The organism is Bacteroides galacturonicus (genome assembly GCF_003096855.1).
GTDB lineage: Bacteria > Bacillota > Clostridia > Lachnospirales > Lachnospiraceae > Lachnospira > Lachnospira rogosae.
Window position 1 is genome coordinate 329,036 of the sequence record NZ_QEOA01000005.1, and the last position, 23,099, is coordinate 352,134.

Consider the following 23,099-nt stretch of genomic DNA (forward strand, 5'->3'; position numbering starts at 1 on the left):
ACGTTCCCAAACCCCAAAACTACCCGCAAAATAGCCCCTTGGAAAGAAAAAAGTGAAAAAAATAGAGGGCGCTTGCGCGTCCCCATAAAAAGAAAACAGAGGATGTGTTTACTCACCCTCCGTTTCTTCGTTTGGCTGTTTGATTTTCAAGGCCCCGTCAATGGCACCCTCCACGATTGGTAGATACTGCTCTGGGCAAAGTTTCAGCTTGTGGTTGACACGTTTCCGATCTTCGCTTTCCTCCCGCATGACTTCTGGATTGAAGTAGTGTTCCACGGGCAAGCCGCAAATTTTGATAAGCTGTATCACGACGGGCAGACTGGGGATTGTCCCCTCATTCTCGATATTGGCAAGATACCGGGATTCGATGTTTACCTTTTCCGCTAAGTCTTTTCGTGTGAGATGCTTTGCTTTCCGCGCCGCCTTTACGTCTGCGCCGAAAGTTTCAAAACCGGGGCAATCTTCAATTTTTGCCATATTGCATCACCCATTTACATTCTATATTTCATAGTCTGCTCATGGAATGTTGCTATATGCGGATAGCTTAAACTTTATAATTCATACTTTGTTTGTTGTATTCTTCGAGAAAACGAATTATAATATAGCAGTGGAGGGAATGTATATGAACTACATGACGTTGAAAGAAGCAAGTGAAAAATGGGGCGTGACGCCGCGCTGGATAAATTATTACTGTGCTGCGGGCCGCATCCCCGGCGCTGTGAAGATGGGAACAGTGTGGCTAATTCCCAAAAACGCACAGAAGCCTGTGGATATGAGGACAAAACAAGGAAAGGAATTAAAACATGAATAGAATATTGCTATTGGAGGATGATGTAAGTCTGGTAGATGGCTTGGTCTACTCTTTGAAAAAGAATGAATTTGATGTTGACGTTGCCCGTACTGTGTGTGAGGCAAAACAATACTTGTCCGCACTCGACAGATACGATTTGTTGATTTTGGATGTCACCCTGCCTGATGGAACAGGATTTAACGTATGCGAAAAAGTAAGAAAAGAAAATCATCAGATACCGATTATATTCCTGACCGCATCGGATGAAGAAGTCAGCGTAATCCGTGGATTGGATAGCGGCGGGGACGATTATATCACCAAGCCTTTCAAGCTGGGGGAATTGTGTTCCCGTATCCGGGCGCTGCTGCGCCGGGCTGGGGTTTCCCAAAGCGAAAAGACCACTTCTATTGAATGTGGCGACATTTCCATTGACCTATTAGGTAGCCGTGCAGCCTTAAAGGGAAAAGCATTGGATTTGACAAGTGCCGAATATCGTTTGCTTTGTCTGCTGGTAAGAAACGCCAATCGTGTTGTGACAAGGGACATCATTCTAAATGAGCTGTGGGATGATACAGGAAATTTTGTTGATGATAACACCCTGTCGGTCTATGTGCGGCGGCTTCGTGAGAAAGTGGAATCTGATCCGTCGCGCCCCGAACACCTTATAACAATCCGTGGATTTGGCTACCAATGGAAAGAGGTGTCTGTATGAACCTATGCCGCGATAAACAGATTAAAGGCTTCTTGCTATTTTTGATCTCCTTTGCCTTACTGCTTGTAGGTACAGAAACCGTCTTAGCCATCTATCAGGTGAACGATGTGGAAGTTCTGTGGCTCACTCACGATGAAGCGGTTGTATCCTCGCTTTTGGAACAGGGTGTTTCCAAAGAAGCGATTGTAACCGCCCTAACGAACACAGAAATTAGTGAAGATGGCAGGTCATTATTAGCGGCTGCGGGTTTGGGAAAACAGACAGGAATCAATATACGGCCCTTTCTAAATCAATTTCAGCAATCTACTTTCTGCATTACGCTCTGTGCCGTGATGTTTTTGCTCCTTGTGCTTTCCATAGGAATGTTCGTTTTTTTCTGGAAAAGGAAGCGATTATACCAACAGGCGGACAAAGTATTGACGAATTACATCAACGGGGATTACTCTTGTCATTTACCGCAGAATTATGAGGGAGCCATTTTCCAAATATTTTCCTCGATAGAGCAGCTTGCAACCATGCTCCAATCAAAAAATGAAACAGAACATAAAGCAAAGGAGTTTTTGAAAGACACCATATCCGACATATCCCACCAGCTTAAAACACCTCTGTCGGCCCTCGCCATGTATCAGGAGATTATTGAGAGTGAGCCGGAAAATGCGGAAACGGTAAAGCAATTTGCAGCTAAGATGGGGATTTCTCTAAAGCGTATGGAGCAGCTAATCTTATCCATGCTGAAAATAACCCGACTGGATACGGGGAGCATTGTTTTTGAGAAAAAAAGCTGCCGTTTGTCCGAGCTGATTACACATTCGGTCAATGAATTAACTACACGGGCTAAAAACGAAAATAAACAAATTCAGATCGATGGCGATGGTGAGCAGCAGCTTATTTGTGATATGGAATGGACAGGTGAAGCGATTGGAAACATCGTAAAAAATGCGCTGGATCACACACAAGCTGGCGGCGTTGTCCGTATTACATGGGATCGCACTCCTGCTATGTTTCAGATTTTTATTTCTGATAATGGAAGCGGCATAGCCCCGGAGGATATTCACCATATCTTCAAACGCTTTTATCGCAGCAAACATTCTCTTGACACACAGGGGATTGGGCTGGGGCTTTCACTTGCTAAATCTATTATCGAAGGACAAAACGGCGTTATCTCTGTGCAAAGTGAATTAGGCGCAGGAACAAACTTTACGCTCTCTTTCCTTACGGAATTGTAAGGTCAAATTCATCTGTTTGTAAGCTGCTTTTGCTATCCTTTTGAGAAAGGAGGCATTGACACTATGGAAATTTTGAAAGTACACAACTTATGCAAAACTTATGGTAAGGGCGAAGCAAAGGTAGACGCCCTGAAAAAAGTATCCTTTTCGCTGGACAAAGGAGAGTTTGCCGCTGTCGTGGGGGAATCTGGGTCTGGCAAGAGTACTCTGTTGAACTGCATCGGCGCTTTGGATGCTCCATCTTCCGGCGATATTTGGGTTGACGGGCAAGACCTGTTTTCCATGAAAGAGGAACAGCGCACGATTTTTCGCCGTCGTAATATCGGCTTTATTTTCCAATCCTTTCAGTTGGTTTCCGAGCTGAATGTGGAGCAGAATATCATGTTTCCTCTTCTTTTGGACTATCGTAAGCCCGACCCGGCAGCGGTAGAAGAAATTTTGGAACTCTTGGGCCTTACAGAACGACGTCACCATCTGCCGAACCAGCTATCCGGCGGACAGCAGCAGCGCGTTGCTATTGGCCGGGCGTTAATCACTAAGCCTAAGTTGATTCTGGCGGATGAACCCACTGGCAATCTGGACAGCAAGAACAGTCAAGATGTCATTGCTCTGCTTACACAGGCATCCCGCCGTTATCAACAAACGATCCTGATGATTACCCACAACAAAAATTTGACGGCATCCGTTGATCGGGTGTTCCGGGTATCAGATGGTGTTTTGGCGGATTTGGGAGGAAAAACAAATGAAGCGTTATCTTGACCTTGTTCCCATATCCGCAAAAGTCCACAGGAAACAAAACCGGATGTCCATTTTCTGTATCGTTCTGGCAGTATTTTTGGTAACAACCATTTTTGGCATGGCAGATATGTTCGTCCGCAGCCAGATTTTGCAGGCCCAGCAGGAATATGGAAACTGGCATATCGCCATCGAAAATATCAGCAATGAAGAAGCGGCAATTATCGCTTCACGTCCTGATATTGAAGCATTTTCGCCGTATGGTGTACTCAATTATCGTGGAGATTTAGGCTACACTTTAGGAGGAAAAAATGTAGCGATATGTGGATGTGATGAAAGCTATATAACCGAAATTTGGGCTGGTCAACTTGAAGAAGGTGTTTTTCCACAGGCAAGTAATGAAGCGTTGGTGACTGAAAATGTAAAGCAGATAATGGGAGTTACGGTTGGTGATTCCATCACCGTCGAAACTTCAGATGGCGATAATCTGATTTTTACCATATCTGGATTTATGAAAAATTCAGCCTCGATAATGAGTGGTGATTCTTACGGCATTATTTTAAGCACAGAAGATTACTGCACAATTTATCCGAACGTACCCGATGGAGAACCGAATGATTACGGCCTCCTGTTTTTTGCTCAATTTGCAAACACAAGAAATATACAGGGGAAAATTGCAGATTTAAAAGAGCAATGCAAATTATCGGATGAACAAATATCTTCCAACAATAATCTGCTTGGCTTACTTGGACAAAGCCGCGTTCCATTTTTGTTACAGGTTTACCTAGCTGCGGCTGTATTGTTTATACTGGTAATGTTAGCTGGTATTATGATGATTGCAAGCAGCCTGAATAGCAATGTAGCCCAGCGGACAGAATTTTTCGGCCTTATGCGCTGTATCGGTGCAACGCCAAAACAGGTTATGCGCTTGGTACGGAAAGAGGCACTTAGTTGGTGCCGTTTGGCGATCCCTGTGGGTATTTCCATCGGTGTAATTGTTATTTGGGCCTTATGTGCGGTTTTACGTTTCCTAAGTCCAGAATATTTCGAGGCGATGCCTGCATTTGGATTTAGCCTACCAAGTATTTTTTCTGGAATCGTTGTGGGCTTAGTGACAGTTTTGTTTGCTGCCTACTCTCCGGCAAAAAAGGCAGCAAAAGTATCTCCGTTGGCAGCAGTTTCCGGTAATGCAAACGCCTTAGAACCTACAAGAAATGCCGCTAATACTCGACTGTTTAAGATTGATACAGCACTTGGGATTTATTACGCAAAAGCAAATCGAAAAAATCTGATTTTGATGACAAGCTCATTTGCTCTTAGTATTATCCTTTTCCTTTCATTCTCTGTGACAGTTGAGTTCATGCAGCATACCTTAACACCGCTTCAACCATGGACAGCAGATCTATCTATCATAAGCCCTGATAACTCCTGCGCTATTGACAAAGCATTACTTGATGATCTAAAGGAAAATCCTGTTGTGGATTTAGCGTATGGAAGAAAGTTTGCATACGAGGTTTCTTCTGTCACAAACGGCATTGAAAAAAAGATGGATTTGATCTCTTATGAGCAGTATCAATTTGATTGGGCAAAGCACTATTTGTTAGAGGGTTCTCTTAAATCTGTGCAAACTGATGTATGGACAGGCTTAATCGTTTATGATCCGCAGAACACAATACAAATAGGCGATACTGTATCGCTGAATATAAACGGACGAAGTAAAGAAATCCAAATCGTGGGAATGTTGTCCGACTGTCCGTTTTACAGTGCTGCCGGTGTTGGAACCATTATCTGTTCAGAGGATACGTTTGAACAAATTACTGGCGAATCAAAATATACGATTATTGATGTACAGTTAGCCAAAGGCGCAACAGACGAAGATGTTTATGAGATCCGTCAAACGGTAGATTCCTCATTTACTTTCGCAGATGAACGTATGGGCAACAGCAGTACCATGGGAACCTACTATTGTTTCTGGCTGTTCATCTATGGGTTCCTCGTCCTAATTGCATTGATTACAGTTTTTAATATAATCAACAGTATTGCCATGAGTGTGTCCGCAAGGCTAAAACAATATGGCGCTTTCCGTGCCATTGGAGTAAGTGTGGGACAGCTAAGTAAAATAATCGTTGCAGAAGCCTTCACCTATACCATAATCGGCGGTGTAGTTGGCACGGTGTTGGGGATGCTTTGTAATAAGCTGTTGTTTGAAATGCTGATCGGCTATAAATGGGGGGATACTTGGACTATTCCATTTTCGGAATTAGCCATTATTCTGTTGATCGTTGTAATCTCTGTTATTCTGGCTGTGCATGGGCCAATCAAGAGAATACGCAATATGTCCATTGTTGATACGCTCAGCGCACAATAAATTTGGGGCAGGCGGTTTCGATTTTGAAACCGCCTGCCTGTTTTTGACCTTACAGAATCGTAAGGTTAAATTCACCTGATTGTAAGTTACAATAGATAGAATGTACTTAAACACACAGAAAGCGCTTGGAGGATTTTGTCTATGAAAATGAGCAGACACAAGAGAAAATATATTATTCTGCTGTGTATTGGACTTATTGGTATTTTCCTTGCTATCTGGACTATTTGGAGTAATAAGGCGCTGATGGTGAGTGAGATTTCAATTTCCAGTGACAATTTACCATCTTCCTTTTCCGGCTATCGCATTGCTCATATATCCGATTTACACAATACACAGTTTGGAGAGGAAAATGCCACCTTATTGCAAATGCTGTCCGAGTGTCAGCCGGATATTATTGTTATAACCGGCGATCTTATAGACGCCCAGCACACGGATGTAGAAGTCGCAATTTGCTTCGCACAAAAAGCCGTCCAAATTGCACCGACCTACTATGTGACCGGCAATCATGAGGCAAGCAGTTCTCAATATGACACTTTGAAAACAGAACTTAAAGATACGGGAGTTACCCTATTAGAGGACGAAATTGTATATTTAGAGCAAGACGGAGAAGTCATAGCGCTTCTCGGAATAGATGATCCGAATTTCACCATCAAAGGGGATTTGTTCGATGAAGTCCCGGCAATGGTCAATACGAAACTAAAGAGTATGCTCGAATACGATACTGTGTATTCTGTTCTGCTATCACATAGGCCGGAGTTGTTTGAAACGTATGTAGCCTGTGGTGTTGATTTGGTATTAAGTGGCCATGCCCATGGTGGGCAATTTCGTCTGCCGTTTATCGGTGGCCTGATTGCGCCCGATCAAGGACTGTTTCCTAAATACGACTCTGGTCTTTATACAGACGGAATAACAAATATGGTTGTTAGCCGTGGCCTTGGAAATAGTATTATTCCATTCCGCTTTAATAATCGGCCAGAGGTTGTATTAGTAGAACTTAACGCCGAATAACGATACTCCAACCGAATATTGAAATTATCTGCCGGACGACGGCAAAAGAAAAAAAGCCGTCGTACAGCAGAAGCATTTTCACGCGCTCATGAAGCGGCGGCTTTTGAGAAATCAAGGCCGCCGCTTCGTCTGCATCCAGACGTTCAGAGGCACGGCGGCCCATAGGAGGATGCCGCCGTGTCAATATTATTTTTGCATAATTCCCATGAGCTTCATCAGCTAAAAAAAGCATTGCCCCTCCGCAGGATAAGTACGGTGGCAAATATGAACTATACTATGTAAGCGATTATTTAAATATATCATTTCTTCGCCCAGTAGGTTTACGACCTGCCGGGCGATTTTTGTCGAGTATTGTAACCCGGCCATGCCCGAAAAAATATTTTCAAGAATTATCAAAAAGGAGACGTTTAGCGGGTAGCAAAGGGCCTGTCTGGTGTCATGTTGGCGGAAAGGGACAGAACCACCACATCCCCCACAGAAAGGGGGTGAGAAGATGGAAGCTATCCCCCGCGACTATGGCGCTCAGTGCCGGTTTGATGCTTTCTGCAAAACCGTACTGCGAAATGAGGCCCGAAACTACCACCGGGATATGAAACGCCAGCGCGACCGTGAAACGTCGTTCAGCGTTCTCCCGCAGGCAGAATTGGACAAGCTCTACACCGTAGATCATTACCCCAGCGACGACTTTGTGTTTTCGTCCCACGGCTATGATTTACATATCGACAACGAGCTTGTAGCCGCCGCATTTGCCGAACTGCCCCAGCAGGCGCAGAGCATTTTGGTTTTGCACTGTGTTCTGGAACTGGCAGACGGCGAGATCGGCGCACTCATGGGAATGTCCAGAAGTGCCGTCCAGCGGCACAGGACTAAAACGCTGAAAGAGCTGCGAACAAAATTGATGGCGTTGATGCCGGAGGGAGGTTAGACGCGGATGAAAAATCCCAACTACAAAGGCATTGAGCTTTTGCCCCTTTCGGTGATCGAGGCCGCCCGCGCCGGTGATGCCGAGGCCGTGGAACGAGTATTGCGGTACTACGAGGGTTACATCAACAAGTTGTGTACCCGGACGCTTTACGACGAATACGGCCAGCCTCATGTGTGCGTGGACGAGTACATGAAGCGCCGTCTGGAAATCAAGCTCATTTCTTCCATCGTCACGATACCGTGACGAACCGGCCCCCCGGAGGCTGAAACAGCTTAACCCTTTCCCTGTTTCTTCCCTCTGCGGCGGGCCACTGGCAGCACCTTGAAAAAGAAAGCCCGTTGGGAGGCCAACGGCGCAGTATAGGGCAACGGACACATTCTGTATGTTCCGCGTCGGTGGATGCGCCATGATCTCATATCCTTTGAGTGAGCGAGAACCATCTACACCGAGAGTTGGCAGCTCGTAAGCAGCGGCACATACGCTAACGATACTCCCGCGTTGAACGCCCACACAGCATTGCGCGGCGCACCCACAAGCATGGGCCGAGGTGAAATTCCTGTGGAGCTGATGCCATCAGCCGTCCGTTTTATGCCCATCTCCCCTATTCTGTAATAATATTGAACAAGCAGTATCGCATACGCTGTTTTGAAAGGGGCGATGTCGATGCAAGAACAGAATTCTACACAACCGGTTCAGCAGACGTGTCAAAGTGTTTTCAAAAGCGGCGAAAGCACAACGACCAAAAATCAATTCACGCGCAAGTGGATTGAACTGATTAACCAGCTTGAAAAAAATAAAAGGATAGCCGCCGAAAATCGGTAATGACAAGCTATTGACTTACATGGTATAATTCATGTATGTGAATAGCTTGTTTCTATCTCTACGGAGATGTGAATATGAAAGTAGCTATTTATTGCCGCTTATCCGAAGAAGATCGGAACAAGCAATTTGAAACCGACGACAGCAACAGCATCCAGAACCAGAAAGCCATGCTGCTGCAATATGCTATGGAACAGGGGTGGGAAGTATATAACATTTACAGTGACGATGATTACACAGGTTCCGACCGCAGACGGCCGGAATTTAACCGTCTGTTAGCAGACGCGGAGGCCCGCCGATTTAACATTGTCCTCTGCAAAACGCAATCCCGTTTTACCCGTGAATTGGAACTGGTTGAAAAATACATACACGGCCTTTTCCCGATTTGGGGCATCCGATTTGTCAGCATCGTAGACAATGCCGATACTGCCAATAAGGGAAACAAAAAGTCCCGTCAGATTAACGGCCTTGTGAACGAGTGGTACTTAGAGGATATGTCTGATAATATCCGAAGTGTTCTCACCAACCGCCGACAGAACGGTTTTCACATCGGTGCTTTTGCTCTTTATGGGTACAAGAAAGACCCTGAACAAAAAGGGCATCTTATCATTGATGAAGAAGCCGCTGCTATCGTCCGGGAAGTGTTCACCCTCTTTTCGCAGGGCTATGGCAAAACCGCTATTGCGCGGATGCTGAACGACAGAGGCATCCCAAATCCCACGGAGTACAAAAGGCTTCACGGTCTGCGTTACCAGCAGCCCAAGAGGAAGAACAGCACGCTCTGGAAATACTTTGCTATCTCCGATATGCTGATAAATGAAATCTATATCGGAAACATGGTGCAAGGCAAATACGGCAGCGTTTCTTATAAGACGAAGCAGAACAAACCACGCCCGAAAAGCGAATGGTATGTCGTCGAGGGAACCCATGAGCCGATTATTGATCGGGAGCTTTGGGATAAGGTGCAGGCCATGATTGCAGAACGTGCGAAACCCTTTGATACCGGCACCATTGGCCTGTTTGCCAGAAAAGCCCGCTGTGCCAACTGCGGCTATACAATGCGTTCCTCCAAAAACCGGGGCAAACATTATCTTCAATGTTCCAACCGCCATGTAGCCAAGGACGCCTGCATTGGCTCCTTTATCTCCGTGGATAAATTGGAACAGATGGTGATTGCCGAACTGAATCGGCTGGCTGCGGAGTATCTGGACAAAGACGAGCTGGAACAGAATATTGAGTTTTGCGACAACTTACAGGGACAGAAAAAGCGGCTGCTTGCCGATATGTCGGCCTATGAAAAGAAGATTGCCGAGTACAGCAAAGGAATCCGTGAGCTGTATATGGATAAAGTCAAGGGCCTCATATCCGAGAGCGATTTTGTGGAATTGTCGAAGGACTTTACCACGGAAAAAGAACGCTTAGAGCGTGTGATGATCGACGGCCAGAAGCAGCTTGCAGAAATCGAAGAACGGATTGCTGTTGGTGATAATCGTCGTGAACTGATCGAACAGTACACCAATCTGGAACACCTGACACGGGAGATCGTTGAAATCCTGATTGACTACATCGTGATAGGCAAGAGGATTCCTGGAACAAAGGATGTTCCCATCGAAATTCACTGGAATTTCTGATAACTGTCCTGAAATGGGACTGAAACGAACCAATCAACCTAAAATGTTGTTCTTATATGATTGCAGCAGAACAAAAGGCACGAACAACTTACGATAACCTTATAAGGCTTGCCAAAGATGACCCCGATGTTCTCGACCCGCTTAAATTCTTAAGAGAGCGTGAAATCGTCCACTTCCAACGTTTTGGTGAAGCCTTATCTATAATACAGAGCAAGCTTGACTGTAATAATTACTATCTATACAATCCTGAATTTGATAAAAACTGCAACTGTATCAAGAAATAATTATGCCAATATGAAATCATAGTCTATAGCATAAAATTGGGCTGTCGCAATAAGAAAATATAACTATATAGATATACCGACTTAACTATCAATCTATATAATATATACATTTCTTAGTGCGGCAGCCCCTTTATTAATATATAAAGCTGTCTGGCAGGTGTACGCTCTCCTGTATCTTCCTTATATTTCCTGTCTATACAAGCTGCGTGTGAACCATACGAATTCTTCCACATCAGATAGCTTCTATATCCAATAATAATTTGTATCAAATAATAATTATATATTCTTAATTAGTATGTCATAACCTCATATCCATCATCAGTAACGTGAACCATTATTTCCCACTGTGCTGAATATGAATCATCTTCTGTGTATATTGTCCAGCCATTGTCATCATCAACATATACATCCGGGTAACCGGCATTAATCATTGGCTCAATAGTGAATACCATACCGGGTGCCATTACCATACCTGTTCCCTTCTTAATAACATAACTGACAAATGGTGTTTCGTGGAATTCAAGACCAATTCCGTGTCCGCCCACTTCACGAACCACTGAATATCCATTTTCCTTGGCGTGCTTGCTTATTGCATCTGCAACATCCCCCAGATGTCCCCATGGCTTAACCTGTGCAAGTCCAAGCTCCACACATTCCTTTGCAACATCTACAAGCTTCTTATGCTCTGGTGCAACATTTCCTAAACAGAACATTCTTGAAGAATCTGAAAAATAGCCATTAAGAATTGTTGAGCAGTCAACATTTACGATATCACCATCTGCTAATACTATATTAGATGATGGAATACCGTGACATACTTCATTGTTAATAGATGTACACACACTCTTTGGAAATCCTTCATAATTAAGAGGTGCCGGAATTCCACCCATAGCTGTTGTCTTTTCATACACCATCTCATCAATTTCCTGTGTTGTCATACCCACTTTAATGTTCTCAGCTACATAATCAAGTACAGCAATATTAATCTTACTGCTCTCTCTCATACCCTGAAGCTGTTCTTCATTCTTTATAATGCTTCTTGGCGGAACTTTGTGGAATTTCTTTCTGTACATTTCAATTTTCTTATCAAAATCCATATGGCATTCACAATAAGGCTTTTTACTGCCACACCAGCAAGGGTCATTTCTCATTAACTTCTTCATTGTTGTTACTCCTCATTTCTGTGCATATATACACTTTATAATCTGTAATATTACTATATATACAATACCAATTTATAATACTGTTATACATATGCAATACCACATTATATCTGCATCAGCTATACCTGCAAATTACTAATTACTGCTATATATTTACATCAGCTATACCTGTGCATTACCACTATATATCTACATCAACTATACCTGCAAATTACTAATTACTGCTATATATCCTCACCTTCACATTATTGCTGTAATACCTCAACTATAGCTGGCAGGAACTGCTTTTTACGCGAAACAACACCAGGAAGTATTACATAATTGTTGGTTATCTCATCAAGGTTAAATGCCTGCATAAGCACCTGTTCAGCATTCTTACCTGATAACATAACATAAGATGTCTCTTTCATTACATCTGTCAGAAGAAGATATGCAATATTTATCTCATCTGACTTATCCGTAACACTTGTGATATAAGAAGCTTCTTTCTTAATAAGCCCCTCTATCTCTTCCTGACTCATACAATTTACTTGTCCAACACCTACAGTTATCTCTCCAATTGAGAACTTCTTGTAATCCCTATAGAATATCTCTTCTTCTGATTTGTCGGAAAGATTACTTCCTGCCCTGAACATTTCCCTGCCGTATTCTTCTATATCAATACCAGCTATATCAGCTAATACCTGACAGGCATCAACATCATAGTGTGTGCAGGTTGGTGATTTTAATATAAGCGTATCTGATATTATTGCCGAACATAACAGTGCGGCTGTCGTCTTATCAATATCTATATTATGCTCACAGTACATCTGATATATTATTGTTGCAGTACAGCCAAGCGGCTGATTTCTGAAAAATACAGGTGTTATCGTCTGTATGCAGCCAAGTCTGTGATGATCTATTATCTCTAATATATCAGTATCCTCAATACCAAATACAGCCTGATTTTTTTCATTATGGTCTACAAGAATTATCTTCTTCTTATCGGTCTTAATAATATTTCTTCTTGAAATCATACCGACATATCTGCCTGTATCGTCCTCAATTGGGAAATCCCTGTAACGCTTCTTAGCCATTATATCCTGTATATCTTCAATAAAATCGTTTAGCTTGAACTTAATAAGTGCTTCCTGCTTCATAAAGAAACTTACAGGAATGGCCTGATTAATAAGTCTTGCAACTGTATATGTATCATACGCTGTCGATATTATAACACAATTATGCTGTGCAGCTATCTTGGTTATTGTGCTTGATACCTTTGCACCCTCACATATTATAAGACATCCCGCCTCCATCTCAATAGCACATAATTGTGACTCATATCTATTGCCAAGAATTACAAAATCACCCTCTTCAATCATATTTTCCATCATATCAGGATTGGCGGCAGCAATAATCATCTTCCCCTTATTAAAATGCTTATCTATATCACCAGTTATAACTTCGCCCTTAAGGGTATCCACGATATTACTGAGACTTGTGCCTGAAACAGATAATATATCACTGTCATACATTTCAAAATATGACTTAGCAACATCACTGATTGTAACAAGTCCTTTCAGCTTATCATCTTCAATGATAGGAAGTGTCTCAACACCTCTTTCTTTCATTAATTTCCACGCATTTCTTACTGAAAGATCTTCCGATATTCCACTTATCTTCCTGACATCAATATCTCTTACCTGAGGTCTAACATCTTTAATATATGCAGGAGGTTTTACACCACATTTTTCAAGAACATACTGAGTTTCTTCGTTAAGATGTCCTGCTCTTTTAGGAATATAATCCTCACTTCCAGTAATCAGATTTTTCAGTCTGGAATAGCATATTGCTGAGCACACCGAATCTGTATCCGGGTTCTTATGTCCTATTACATATACCTCTCTCATAACAATCTCCATTCTTACGCAATTTAATACAACATTGCTGTATTGCGAAGGGACAACAGGCAGTCTTAATGCATACCTGCTTGTCATAGTAATCACGAATATATCATTATTTATTCATAACTTATATTATGAACTCTTATTATTAAAAAGTCCAGTATATAGATGATTGAGTTTTATTATTAAAATCCATTATATATGTGGTTAAATTTTGTTAATTAAATCCCATATATAAATAGTATATAAATAATTAAATTTTATAAATAAAAAAAGCTGGAATTCTACAAGCTTATATCCTTAAGGCATATCCTGCATTAAAGACAGCTATGTAAATTCCAGCTTATCTTATAATCTGTGATTATATTTAACTAATTCCTGAAGATAACTATCTTAGTCTCATCTGTATATCCAATTGTTCTCATATAGCTCCTCATCTCACCGATAGCCTTCTTGAATTCTCCATAAGCTTCACGGCACTTTTCAAATGCCGCAATAGCTGCAGCAGCATCTCCCTTATCCTTAGCCATCCAAGAATCACAAGCATACTTGTGAACAAGTCTGTGTGCAGAATCAAGCTTCTTGAATTCCTGACTTCCTGTAATCTTAGGATCTGTCTGTGCATGCATCCACTTACCAAGCTTACAACTGTCTTGATTGTTAAGCTGTGTTATCTTTAATCTCTCGAAATCTGCGACATTGTTATACACTCTCCACATAACAATAAAGTGGTCAATCTCGAATATTTTTAACATATCCTGAGTTGTTACTTTACCAGCTTCCCTGAACATATCGCTTCGGCAGGTATCTATGTATCTTCCTATCTTGAATATATGGGTACCAGTCTCTGTACATTCCTTAGTCAGCATTCCGTAAGAATCTGCTATTGTCTGTACCTGATTAGTAAATTCTGTTGTTGTCTCTGACTGTCTGTCAATGTCATTGAAAATGCTTTCTACAGAAGCATTGATTGCTACCATCTGTTCATTCATTCGCTCAATATCTCTTAATGATATCTCTACCTTTTCATTACCTTCTGATAACTTGACCGTTGTCTCATTCATTGAATTAGCAAGCACTTCAATATCCTGCTTAAGTTCATTGACATATTTAACAATATCTTCTGCCGACTCAGATGTATTGCTTGAAAGTTGTCTTACCTGATCAGCAACTACTGCAAAGCCCTTTCCTGCTTCACCTGCTCTTGCAGCCTCAATTGAAGCATTAAGTGCAAGAAGATTACTCTGGCTTGCTACCTTCTTAACGATATCAACAATCTCGCCGATCTTATTAATCTTCTCGTGGAATGCATTAACCTGGTTATTAATATCTGCTATCTTCTGTGATGATTCATTAACGACTGTTATACTGTCGTTCATATTAGCAGCACTACTCTGTGACACCTGTAACATATCGTGGGTATTATCACGAATCTCACCCATTGCGTCTGAAATATTACCAATTGACTCCTTAAGTATCTGGCTTGAAGAATTCATATCTGTTATAGACTGCTGTTGTGTATACACCTGATCAAGCATATTCTTAACATATGAATTATCTCCTATAGACTGCATTGCCTCATTAAGTCTCATAATATAATTATTATTAGCTTTCTTATATGCGCCAATCATCTGGTTAAGCTTTTCTGCATATATAGGATCTCTAAAACCTTCAGCAGAGACCTCACTGAAATCGCCGGCTATAATCTTATCCATAGCCTGCAATAATAATTCTCTGTCATTGCCTAATGTGTCTTGTGCTGTTCTATTTTTTCCAAACATAACAAAACGACCTCCATTCATTGCTACTTTTTTTATAGTTTATTTTAACATATTTAATATATTTAGCCAACTAAATAATTAGCTTTTTTAACATTTTTCACAGATTTAATCACATATATTAATTCATCTGAATAATATAATTATTGAACAGATAAAAATGTGTTTTATACATTTAGAATGGAGGATTTTATTGAAGACAATCAAACGTGTCATTGCTATGCTGTTATGTGTAATGATGATAATGAGTGCATTTGCGTGCAGAAAAGATACCGATAATTCTACAGTTAAGATTACACTCAGCGAGGTTGCCCATTCTATATTCTACGCACCACAATATGTATCTATTGAGCTTGGATATTTTGAAGATGAGAGCATTGACCTTAATCTTGTCACAGGCTTTGGTGCTGATAAGGTAATGACCGCTCTTGTATCAAAAGAAGCTGATATCGGTTTTATGGGTTCAGAAAGTTCTATATATGTATATCAGGAAGGTTCTACCGACTACGCTGTCAACTTCGCCCAGCTTACCCAACGTGCAGGCAATTTTCTTGTATCCCGCGATAATGAAACTGATTTTAAATGGGATAATCTTAAAGGCAGGACAGTTCTTGGTGGCAGAGCCGGCGGTATGCCTCAGATGCTTTTCGAATATATCCTTAATAAAAATGGAATATCTCCTGTAGATGACCTTACAATACTTCAAAATGTTGACTTTGGTTCTACAGCAGCCGCTTTCACATCAGGAATAGCTGATTACACTGTAGAATTTGAGCCTTCTGCAACGCTCCTTGAACAGCAGAAGGAAGGCTATGTAGTAGCTTCTCTTGGTACTGACAGCGGATATGTTCCTTATACTGCCTACTGTGCTAACAAAAGCTTTATTGAAAAACACCCTGATGTAATCCAAGGCTTTACTAACGCTATCCAGAAAGGCCTTGACTACGTCAATTCCCACACCAGCAGTGAAATCGCAGAAGTTATCGCTCCACAGTTTCCTGAAACCGACCTTGATACTATAACAACCATTGTTGACCGTTACAAGACGCAGGATACATGGAAGGGCGACACTATCTTTGAAAAGAAAAGCTTTGAGCTTCTTAAAGACATATTAAAGCAGTCTGGCGAGCTTGGCAGTGATGTGCCTTATGAAAAGCTTGTAACAACTGACTATTCTAAAAAGGCGGCTGGAAAATAAATCTGCCTTTTAAAATTAAAAATGTATGGATTATAATCCAGCCACAGCGGCATAATCCATACATTTTATACATTATATATCTTTTGCATATTATATATCTTTGCATATTATATACATTTTATATATTCAATCCGATACAACCAAGAGCTCCACCAATCTTTATAAATCTTGCAGCTACCCCTTAAGAAGCTTTCTAAATCTTCTGCTATGACCTTCAATATATTCTATTACTGTGCCTACAATCCTGCACATCAGTACAAACAGTCCAACTGCAACAACTGCATACACAATAATCATATTAAGCATTACCATATTGATAGCTGCGATTGCAAATATCTTCTTAAAGAATAATAGACATATTGCAATTCCAACCCCCATCGCAATACATACCAATGCCCTCAGCCAGTCAAATGGCCTGCATATTCTTATAAGTGACATCATTCCGATTATAAGAAGTACTATTATTGCAACTGTTGATATCTGCTCATTGCTCATTCCAATAACTGCACCATGTATCGATATCACCGCCAGCATAATAAAATCAGTTATTCCTGCGGGCAGTGCCTTTATAATGACATTCGTAAGGAAATCCCCACGTATTATATTCTTATTAGGCTGTAATGCCAGAAAGAATGCCGGTGTTCCAATTGTAAATGCTCCAAGCAGTGACAATTGAGTTGGATAAAGCGGATAAAGGTTAGCCGCTATAAGTGTAAATATTGTCGTTAATATCGAGAATATATTTTTAACAAGAAATAGAGAAGCTGACCTCTGTATATTATTAACCACACGCCTGCCCTCAAGCACAACCTGAGGCATTTTGGAAAAATCTGAGTCTAAAAGAACTACCTGTGCCGCATTGCTTGCTGCCTCGCTTCCCGATGCCATAGCCACACTACAGTCAGCACATTTTAACGCTAGCACATCATTAACTCCATCTCCTGTCATAGCTACAACCTTGCCGCTTTCTTTATAGGCTTCTATAATCTCCTTCTTCTGGCTTGGAACAACTCTTCCGAATACAGTATACTTAGTTATCGCTTCCCTTATATCCTGTCTGCTCTTAAGTGTCGTTGCATCTATATAATTCTCTGCATTGTTAATTCCTGCCCTCACAGCCACCTTTGAAGCTGTGACCGGATTATCTCCGGATATAACAACTATATCCACACCTTGCGAAGCAAAGTATCCAAATGTTTCTTTGGCTGTATCCCTTATCTCATTCTCCAATATTATAAAAGCATAAGGATTAACTGCTTCTTCTATAATATTACCGCAAGGGTCACCCACACACTCGCCAAATACAAGTATTCTTTCTCCGTGTCCTGAATATCTTTCAAATATATCCTCATATTCTGCATATGTATCAAGCAGTACATATTCAGGTGCACCGAATATATAACATCTGCCATCTAATACTGCTCCGCTGTATTTGTTCTGTGAAGAAAATGAGTATACTCTCTCTGCACTATTATCCCTGCCCGTAATATGGTAATAATCCTTTATCGCTTTCATCGTTTCATTATCATCATCCATATTGCCGGCAACTCCTGCAATAAGCTTTCCTACATTGTCCTTTAAAAATACAACATCACTTACAGACATATCCGGTCTTGTAATTGTACCTGTCTTATCAACGCACAACACATTAACCCTTGCAAGTGTCTCCACACAATTCATCTCATGTACTAATACATTGCTCCTGGCTAGCTTCTTGACACTGACTACTAAAGCCACGCTGGCAAGCAGATACAGACCTTCCGGAATCATTCCTACCAGTGAGGCAACCATAGATACAACACTATTCTTTATAGTATGCCCAAGAAAGAAATGGCTCTGCACATACATAATAATTCCAAGTGGAACTATTACAACTCCAATTATTTTGACAAGATTATCCAAAGATTTCATCATATCGGTCTTTTTTTTCTTACGCCCTGCCTTGGCTTCCAATGCCAGTCTTGCCGCATACGCCTTATGGCCTACTTGCGTAAGAACTGCCTTACATTCTCCTGATACAATATAACTTCCTGATAATAATATGTCTCCTTTATTTTTAATAACTTCGTCAGATTCACCTGTTACCATCGCCTCATTAACTCTGACACAGCCCTCTGCAAGTATGGCATCGGCACTGAGCTGGTTGCCTGCTGTGAATATACATACATCGCCTTTAACAAGTGTAACTGAATCGACCTCTGATACAGCACTGTCCCTTATAACCTTAGTTCTAGGGGCATTAACAACAGTAAGCCTGTCTAATACTATCTTGGCTTTTATTTCCTGTACTATACCAAGTATAGTATTAAGCAATATAATAGGCAAAAAGGTCATATTAATATATGACCTTACAAGAATTAAAAGTGCTGCAAATACCGCAAATACAAAGTTAAAATATGTAAATACATTTCCTGCGATTATCTGTCCTATTGTCTTAGACTGATTGCCTACAGGAATATTATCTAAACCCTGCTCTTTTAATTTATTTACCTCTTCTGTTGTTAAACCAGTTACTATATCAGTCATTAGCGTAATTCATCTCCCTGACAACAACCTTGAACACATATGCTATTGCCGCAATATCTATAACCATCTTAATAACAAAGCAGACTATTATTGATACTGGCGAACTGTAATCAAATATCTGGAATGATATATAACTTGCAAACTGTATTATTGCAACATAACAGCCTGTCATATAAGAAGCCACACCCTTAACATATGCCTGTATAGCAGCACTGAGTGCTATAGAAAGAATAACATCAAGTGTGAAGGCTATTCCCATTAATAACCACAAATATGATGGTGCATTAACAAGATTACCAAGTGTCTGGTAAAATGTTTCTGTATCATTCTGTGTAAGTCCTGCCATCATTGCATCAATCCCCTCATTGTTAATAGCTGTGGCTATTGACATTGTAGATATGACTGTAAGTCCATATAGAACTCCATCACCTAAAGCAAGACCTATACCTGATAAATATATATCGCCTTTTCTTTCAAATCTCCCATTCATAAACCTGCACAATACATATCTTGCAAATGTCATTGCAACAGCCGCAAGAATTGAATATACAACTGTATATGCTGTACTGTTATTAGTAAATGCTTCATCTATTGATGGGATAAGTGCAAGTGCTGACATAATCAGGTTACAGCATATAAATACAAATATTGAGTATGCAAATGCACCAGCCAGCACATTAACAAAACGTCCATTCCACCTTTTAATGACAACTATAGTAAGCACTATAAATGCCGATAATAAAAGAATTCCGCCTGCTGACAGCATATTCTCTGCTCCTGCAGGTATTCCATTTTCTAAACTGATACCATATTCTTCCACAATAATTCCTCCGTAATATTTATCTGTTATTAATTCTAACATACAATGCACTTCTTATACAATTAACTATATATAAAAAAAATTATAATAATCATCTCCACTATATACAAAAGAGCAGCCACCCAGAAGCGACTGCTCTTTAATAATCTTAATTGTATAACAATATATCTTTTCAAAAATCTATATATAAATCAGGAAAAGGCACACTGCAAACCATTCGGATTATAATTTTGTTACGTTGACAGCCTGAGGACCCTTAGCACCTTCTGTTACATCAAACTCAACAGCAGCACCTTCCTCTAAAGACTTGAAACCTTCCATATTAAGTCCTGAATAATGAACAAAAACATCCTTTCCAGACTCATCACTTATAAAGCCGTAACCCTTCTGGTTATTGAACCACTTTACTGTACCTTTCATTTCAAGTACCTCCAAATTTAATATGTGGTGATTACACCTTTTTCATATTAACATTTTCAATTGTTAGTGTCAATTTATTTATTATAATTCTAATTAATTTGGCACAATATATGTGGTTCTTCCAAGCTCTATCTTATCATTGCCTCTCTGGGCTATTGCTATTTCATCTCCTGATTTGATACTGCGTTTAGGTACTCTTATCATTGTACTACTTATAAGCTCTGCATTTTCCTGCTCTTTATTATTAATGTATACAGTGCTGAAATCATTGAAATTCTTACCGCTTATACATACATAATCCTTATAATCATACACTTCATCTATTGTAATATCGTCAATTCCCATTTTTAAATCTGTGGCTACATAAGGAACTTTTCCGTCATATATCTGTTTATCACCATACAATATATCGTATTCAAGTACCTTTAACTTCTTAAGGTAATCAGCATCATTATGCTTTGCCTGATGGAACTTCATAATATAACCTTCTGATATTCCAAGCCTGTCAAACACTGCAGCTGATAGCTGATATGCCTGAAGATCAATATCTTTCTTCTCTAAACCATAATTAGACCATATAAAATACTCTGTCTGGTATATATCACCATTCTCCATAGTATCATTAGTGAAATTAAATGTTGGAAGATGATCGCCATACATAACAAGTACGGTTTCTTCATTTCTTCTGGATAACATATTAGTAAGTTCACCTATAAATGTATCCATCTCGTGAATCTGGTTAACATAATACTCGAACTGTACCTGTTCCTCTTCATCAAAAAATCCTGAAACTGTTATTCCTGGAATAAAGCCCTCTGGCATTGTCGTTGGATAATCTCCATGTCCCTGAACTGATATAGTAAATATATAATCTGCTCCTTCTGTTGAGTCAAGAGCCTTCTTTATCTGTGCTGTAAGCATTTTATCCTTAGCCCAGCCAAGTGGCGTCTTCTGATAATCACTATCCATATATTCAATAGATGTAAAAGTATCATATCCAAGATGTGAGAATACCTTATATCTGTCATAAAATGTTGCATCATTATTATGGATTGCGTGTGTTGAATAGCCAAGCTTTCTTAAATCATAAGCGGCTGACTCACACGTCTTTGACTGCATAACTGTCCTGTAAGGATATTCACCTGGTCCAAAATCATCAAGGTTAACACCTGTCTGAACCTCAAATTCAGTATTAGCCGTACCTGCACCAAAGCAAGGCACTGACAGATATCCTGACGAATATTCTTTCATTATCCTGTCAAGATTAGGTGTTGGATTACTTGAAAATGTAACACCCTTTACAAGCTTAGGGTCAAAAAATGATTCAAGCTGTACAAATATTATATTAGGTGAAGTCTCTGATGCGTCAGGTACATTTTCATCAAGCTCATCTTTTATTCCATCAATATATTCTTCTGAATATTCCTTGGACTTGCTTATTCCACGGTCTTTAATACTGCTTGTAAAGCAATACACAAATCCATACTGCTTATATGCCTGTGCAAGATTGCCAAAATGTGTCTGTACATATCCATTAATTATAAGACTTGCCGCAACCGCATATGTAAGCAGGAATATCACTGCAAACTTAAAGCCTGAATGTAATAACTGCTTATATAATGGCAGTTCCTGTGTATACACCTTTGTTCTTTTAAACAACATTACAAGCCCCGATATAACTGCGATTATCCCGACTACTATAAGTATCATCTGGAATACATTAATATACAGCGGTATGACCTTTATGGCATCACTTATAAGATATATATCCATTGCTGTAAATGGTGTCTTTCGTGAATACAACACTACAAAGTTAATAAATGCTAATATAATCCACAATACAGCCATAAGCACATATACAAATATTCTTCTCTTAAAGAACAACCCTATTGATAATGTAGTCATTATTATCAAGGTGTTCATAAGAAAGATAACAGGACTTGTGAATATCTTCAAAAGTCCTGTTAATCCTCTGTTATTAAGACATTCAATCACTGCATTTAGTGCAATTGAATACATGAATATATGAAATGTCTCATATGACCATAGCTTTTGAAACACTGTCTTAATTCTATTCATTTGCTTTAATCTGTCCTAACAATCCCCTTGCCTTCTCCTTAAGACCTGCCTGTGCAGACCTGGATGTTACTATTGATGAGGCAAACTGCTTTGCTGTACCATAATCTTTGCATTTTATGCCAAGGCTGGCGAGCAGATAATTAATTGTATTCTCATCCATACCACATATAGGAGGGTATTGTGTCTGAACTGCCTCCTTAAATCCTTTATAGGCATCCTGAATATACTCCTGCTGGGATTTCAGGTGTTGGTTAATTATTTCTTCACTGGCATTCTGGCTTCTAAGTTCTTCAATCCTGCCATCATAAAGCCACGCTAATCTTAAACAAAGATACGCACTTTCACTTATCTTAGTACCTGTTATCATCTCCGTAAGAAGTGCCATTTTACAACGTCTTATCGCTACATCATAAGAATAGCTGTCCTCTTCCTTCCATGTAACCTTGAATTTACCTTCAATATTATCTCTGATTAGCTGCCTCTGTTTAGGTGTCAGCTTTCCATAAGTTCTCGGAACTGCCGCATAGCCACAATGAGGACACATAATAATATCATACTTCGTACTATCTATTCCTGTATACAATGGCTTAAGTATGTCGTTAGTTCCTGTATATCTGGCTTTGCCAGTTCTTACCTGCTTAGTAGTAAACTCTTTGTTACATACATTGCATTTCATCGTCTTATCAAATATATAAGACTTTTCATCTTTGATTTCCATATCATTACCCATACTG

21 protein-coding genes are annotated in these 23,099 nt (G+C 40.2%); 11 read left to right on the forward strand and 10 right to left on the reverse strand.

The annotated features are described in order from the left end of the window. Positions 1-108: 108 nt before the first annotated feature. Positions 109-477 (reverse strand): helix-turn-helix transcriptional regulator, encoded by a 369-nt coding sequence (locus C7390_RS08405; protein ID WP_116443983.1) that lies wholly within the window; start codon positions 475-477, stop codon positions 109-111. 145 nt (positions 478-622) lie between these two features. Here C7390_RS08405 and C7390_RS08410 point away from each other — a divergent pair, with 145 nt between their 5' ends. From C7390_RS08410 to C7390_RS08435, 6 genes are all read left to right on the forward strand, one after another. Beyond that, entirely contained in the window at positions 623-811 is a 189-nt protein-coding gene (locus C7390_RS08410) for a helix-turn-helix domain-containing protein (protein ID WP_116443984.1), read from the forward strand. After that, positions 804-1,502 (forward strand): response regulator transcription factor, encoded by a 699-nt coding sequence (locus tag C7390_RS08415; protein WP_116443985.1) that lies wholly within the window; start codon positions 804-806, stop codon positions 1,500-1,502. Before C7390_RS08410 ends, C7390_RS08415 begins: the two co-directional genes overlap by 8 nt. Next, the gene (locus C7390_RS08420) at positions 1,499-2,728 is read left to right on the forward strand and encodes a sensor histidine kinase (RefSeq protein WP_116443986.1); all 1,230 of its coding nucleotides are present in this window, start codon (positions 1,499-1,501) and stop codon (positions 2,726-2,728) included. Before C7390_RS08415 ends, C7390_RS08420 begins: the two co-directional genes overlap by 4 nt. Before the next feature lie 63 nt (positions 2,729-2,791). Then, on the forward strand, positions 2,792-3,487 hold the full coding sequence (locus tag C7390_RS08425; protein ID WP_116443987.1) for an ABC transporter ATP-binding protein: 696 nt from the start codon (positions 2,792-2,794) through the stop codon (positions 3,485-3,487). Next, on the forward strand, positions 3,471-5,831 hold the full coding sequence (locus C7390_RS08430; RefSeq protein WP_116443988.1) for an ABC transporter permease: 2,361 nt from the start codon (positions 3,471-3,473) through the stop codon (positions 5,829-5,831). Before C7390_RS08425 ends, C7390_RS08430 begins: the two co-directional genes overlap by 17 nt. Before the next feature lie 141 nt (positions 5,832-5,972). Then, complete coding sequence (locus C7390_RS08435; protein ID WP_318295625.1) at positions 5,973-6,839, forward strand: metallophosphoesterase; 867 nt, start codon at positions 5,973-5,975, stop codon at positions 6,837-6,839. Here the strand turns inward: C7390_RS08435 and C7390_RS13720 are convergent. Further along, complete coding sequence (locus tag C7390_RS13720) at positions 6,826-7,071, reverse strand: hypothetical protein (protein ID WP_318295626.1); 246 nt, start codon at positions 7,069-7,071, stop codon at positions 6,826-6,828. The two genes, C7390_RS08435 and C7390_RS13720, sit on opposite strands and share 14 nt — an antisense overlap. A 261-nt stretch (positions 7,072-7,332) precedes the next feature. On the opposite strand from C7390_RS13720, the gene C7390_RS08440 reads away from it, so the two are divergent. The 4 genes from C7390_RS08440 to C7390_RS08455 all read left to right on the forward strand — a co-directional run bounded on the left by C7390_RS08440 (position 7,333) and on the right by C7390_RS08455 (position 10,498). Further along, positions 7,333-7,764: a sigma-70 family RNA polymerase sigma factor gene (locus tag C7390_RS08440; protein ID WP_116443989.1), complete on the forward strand. Its 432-nt coding sequence runs from the start codon at positions 7,333-7,335 to the stop codon at positions 7,762-7,764. 6 nt (positions 7,765-7,770) lie between these two features. After that, positions 7,771-8,007 carry a helix-turn-helix domain-containing protein gene (locus C7390_RS08445; protein WP_116443990.1) on the forward strand — a complete coding sequence of 79 codons (237 nt, stop codon included), beginning with the start codon at positions 7,771-7,773 and terminating at the stop codon, positions 8,005-8,007. 653 nt (positions 8,008-8,660) lie between these two features. Further along, positions 8,661-10,214 (forward strand): recombinase family protein, encoded by a 1,554-nt coding sequence (locus C7390_RS08450; protein WP_116443991.1) that lies wholly within the window; start codon positions 8,661-8,663, stop codon positions 10,212-10,214. Between the two features lie 56 nt (positions 10,215-10,270). Next, a complete protein-coding gene (locus C7390_RS08455) occupies positions 10,271-10,498 on the forward strand; it encodes a manganese catalase family protein (RefSeq protein ID WP_116443992.1) in 228 nt (75 codons plus the stop codon). A gap of 290 nt (positions 10,499-10,788) precedes the next feature. On the opposite strand, the gene C7390_RS08460 is transcribed toward C7390_RS08455, so the two are convergent. The 3 genes from C7390_RS08460 to C7390_RS08470 all read right to left on the reverse strand — a co-directional run bounded on the left by C7390_RS08460 (position 10,789) and on the right by C7390_RS08470 (position 15,325). Then, positions 10,789-11,649, reverse strand: coding sequence for a methionyl aminopeptidase (locus tag C7390_RS08460; RefSeq protein ID WP_318295637.1), 861 nt, complete (start codon positions 11,647-11,649; stop codon positions 10,789-10,791). Between the two features lie 257 nt (positions 11,650-11,906). Then, on the reverse strand, positions 11,907-13,550 hold the full coding sequence (locus tag C7390_RS08465; protein ID WP_022501482.1) for a putative manganese-dependent inorganic diphosphatase: 1,644 nt from the start codon (positions 13,548-13,550) through the stop codon (positions 11,907-11,909). Positions 13,551-13,915: 365 nt separating this feature from the next. Next, positions 13,916-15,325, reverse strand: a complete 1,410-nt coding sequence (locus tag C7390_RS08470) for a methyl-accepting chemotaxis protein (RefSeq protein WP_022501483.1) — start codon at positions 15,323-15,325, stop codon at positions 13,916-13,918. Positions 15,326-15,515: 190 nt separating this feature from the next. On the opposite strand from C7390_RS08470, the gene C7390_RS08475 reads away from it, so the two are divergent. Then, the gene (locus C7390_RS08475; RefSeq protein ID WP_318295627.1) at positions 15,516-16,520 is read left to right on the forward strand and encodes an ABC transporter substrate-binding protein; all 1,005 of its coding nucleotides are present in this window, start codon (positions 15,516-15,518) and stop codon (positions 16,518-16,520) included. 174 nt (positions 16,521-16,694) lie between these two features. On the opposite strand, the gene C7390_RS08480 is transcribed toward C7390_RS08475, so the two are convergent. The 5 genes from C7390_RS08480 to C7390_RS08500 all read right to left on the reverse strand — a co-directional run bounded on the left by C7390_RS08480 (position 16,695) and on the right by C7390_RS08500 (position 23,083). Next, on the reverse strand, positions 16,695-19,046 hold the full coding sequence (locus tag C7390_RS08480; protein WP_116443993.1) for an HAD-IC family P-type ATPase: 2,352 nt from the start codon (positions 19,044-19,046) through the stop codon (positions 16,695-16,697). Continuing rightward, complete coding sequence (locus tag C7390_RS08485) at positions 19,039-19,908, reverse strand: YhfC family glutamic-type intramembrane protease (RefSeq protein WP_022501486.1); 870 nt, start codon at positions 19,906-19,908, stop codon at positions 19,039-19,041. Before C7390_RS08485 ends, C7390_RS08480 begins: the two co-directional genes overlap by 8 nt. A gap of 180 nt (positions 19,909-20,088) precedes the next feature. Further along, positions 20,089-20,286: a cold-shock protein gene (locus C7390_RS08490; RefSeq protein ID WP_022501487.1), complete on the reverse strand. Its 198-nt coding sequence runs from the start codon at positions 20,284-20,286 to the stop codon at positions 20,089-20,091. 93 nt (positions 20,287-20,379) lie between these two features. Then, positions 20,380-22,365 (reverse strand): LTA synthase family protein, encoded by a 1,986-nt coding sequence (locus C7390_RS08495; RefSeq protein ID WP_022501488.1) that lies wholly within the window; start codon positions 22,363-22,365, stop codon positions 20,380-20,382. Then, positions 22,358-23,083 carry a DUF2225 domain-containing protein gene (locus C7390_RS08500; protein WP_172677792.1) on the reverse strand — a complete coding sequence of 242 codons (726 nt, stop codon included), beginning with the start codon at positions 23,081-23,083 and terminating at the stop codon, positions 22,358-22,360. The genes C7390_RS08495 and C7390_RS08500 overlap by 8 nt, the downstream gene beginning before the upstream one ends. Positions 23,084-23,099 lie beyond the last annotated feature (16 nt).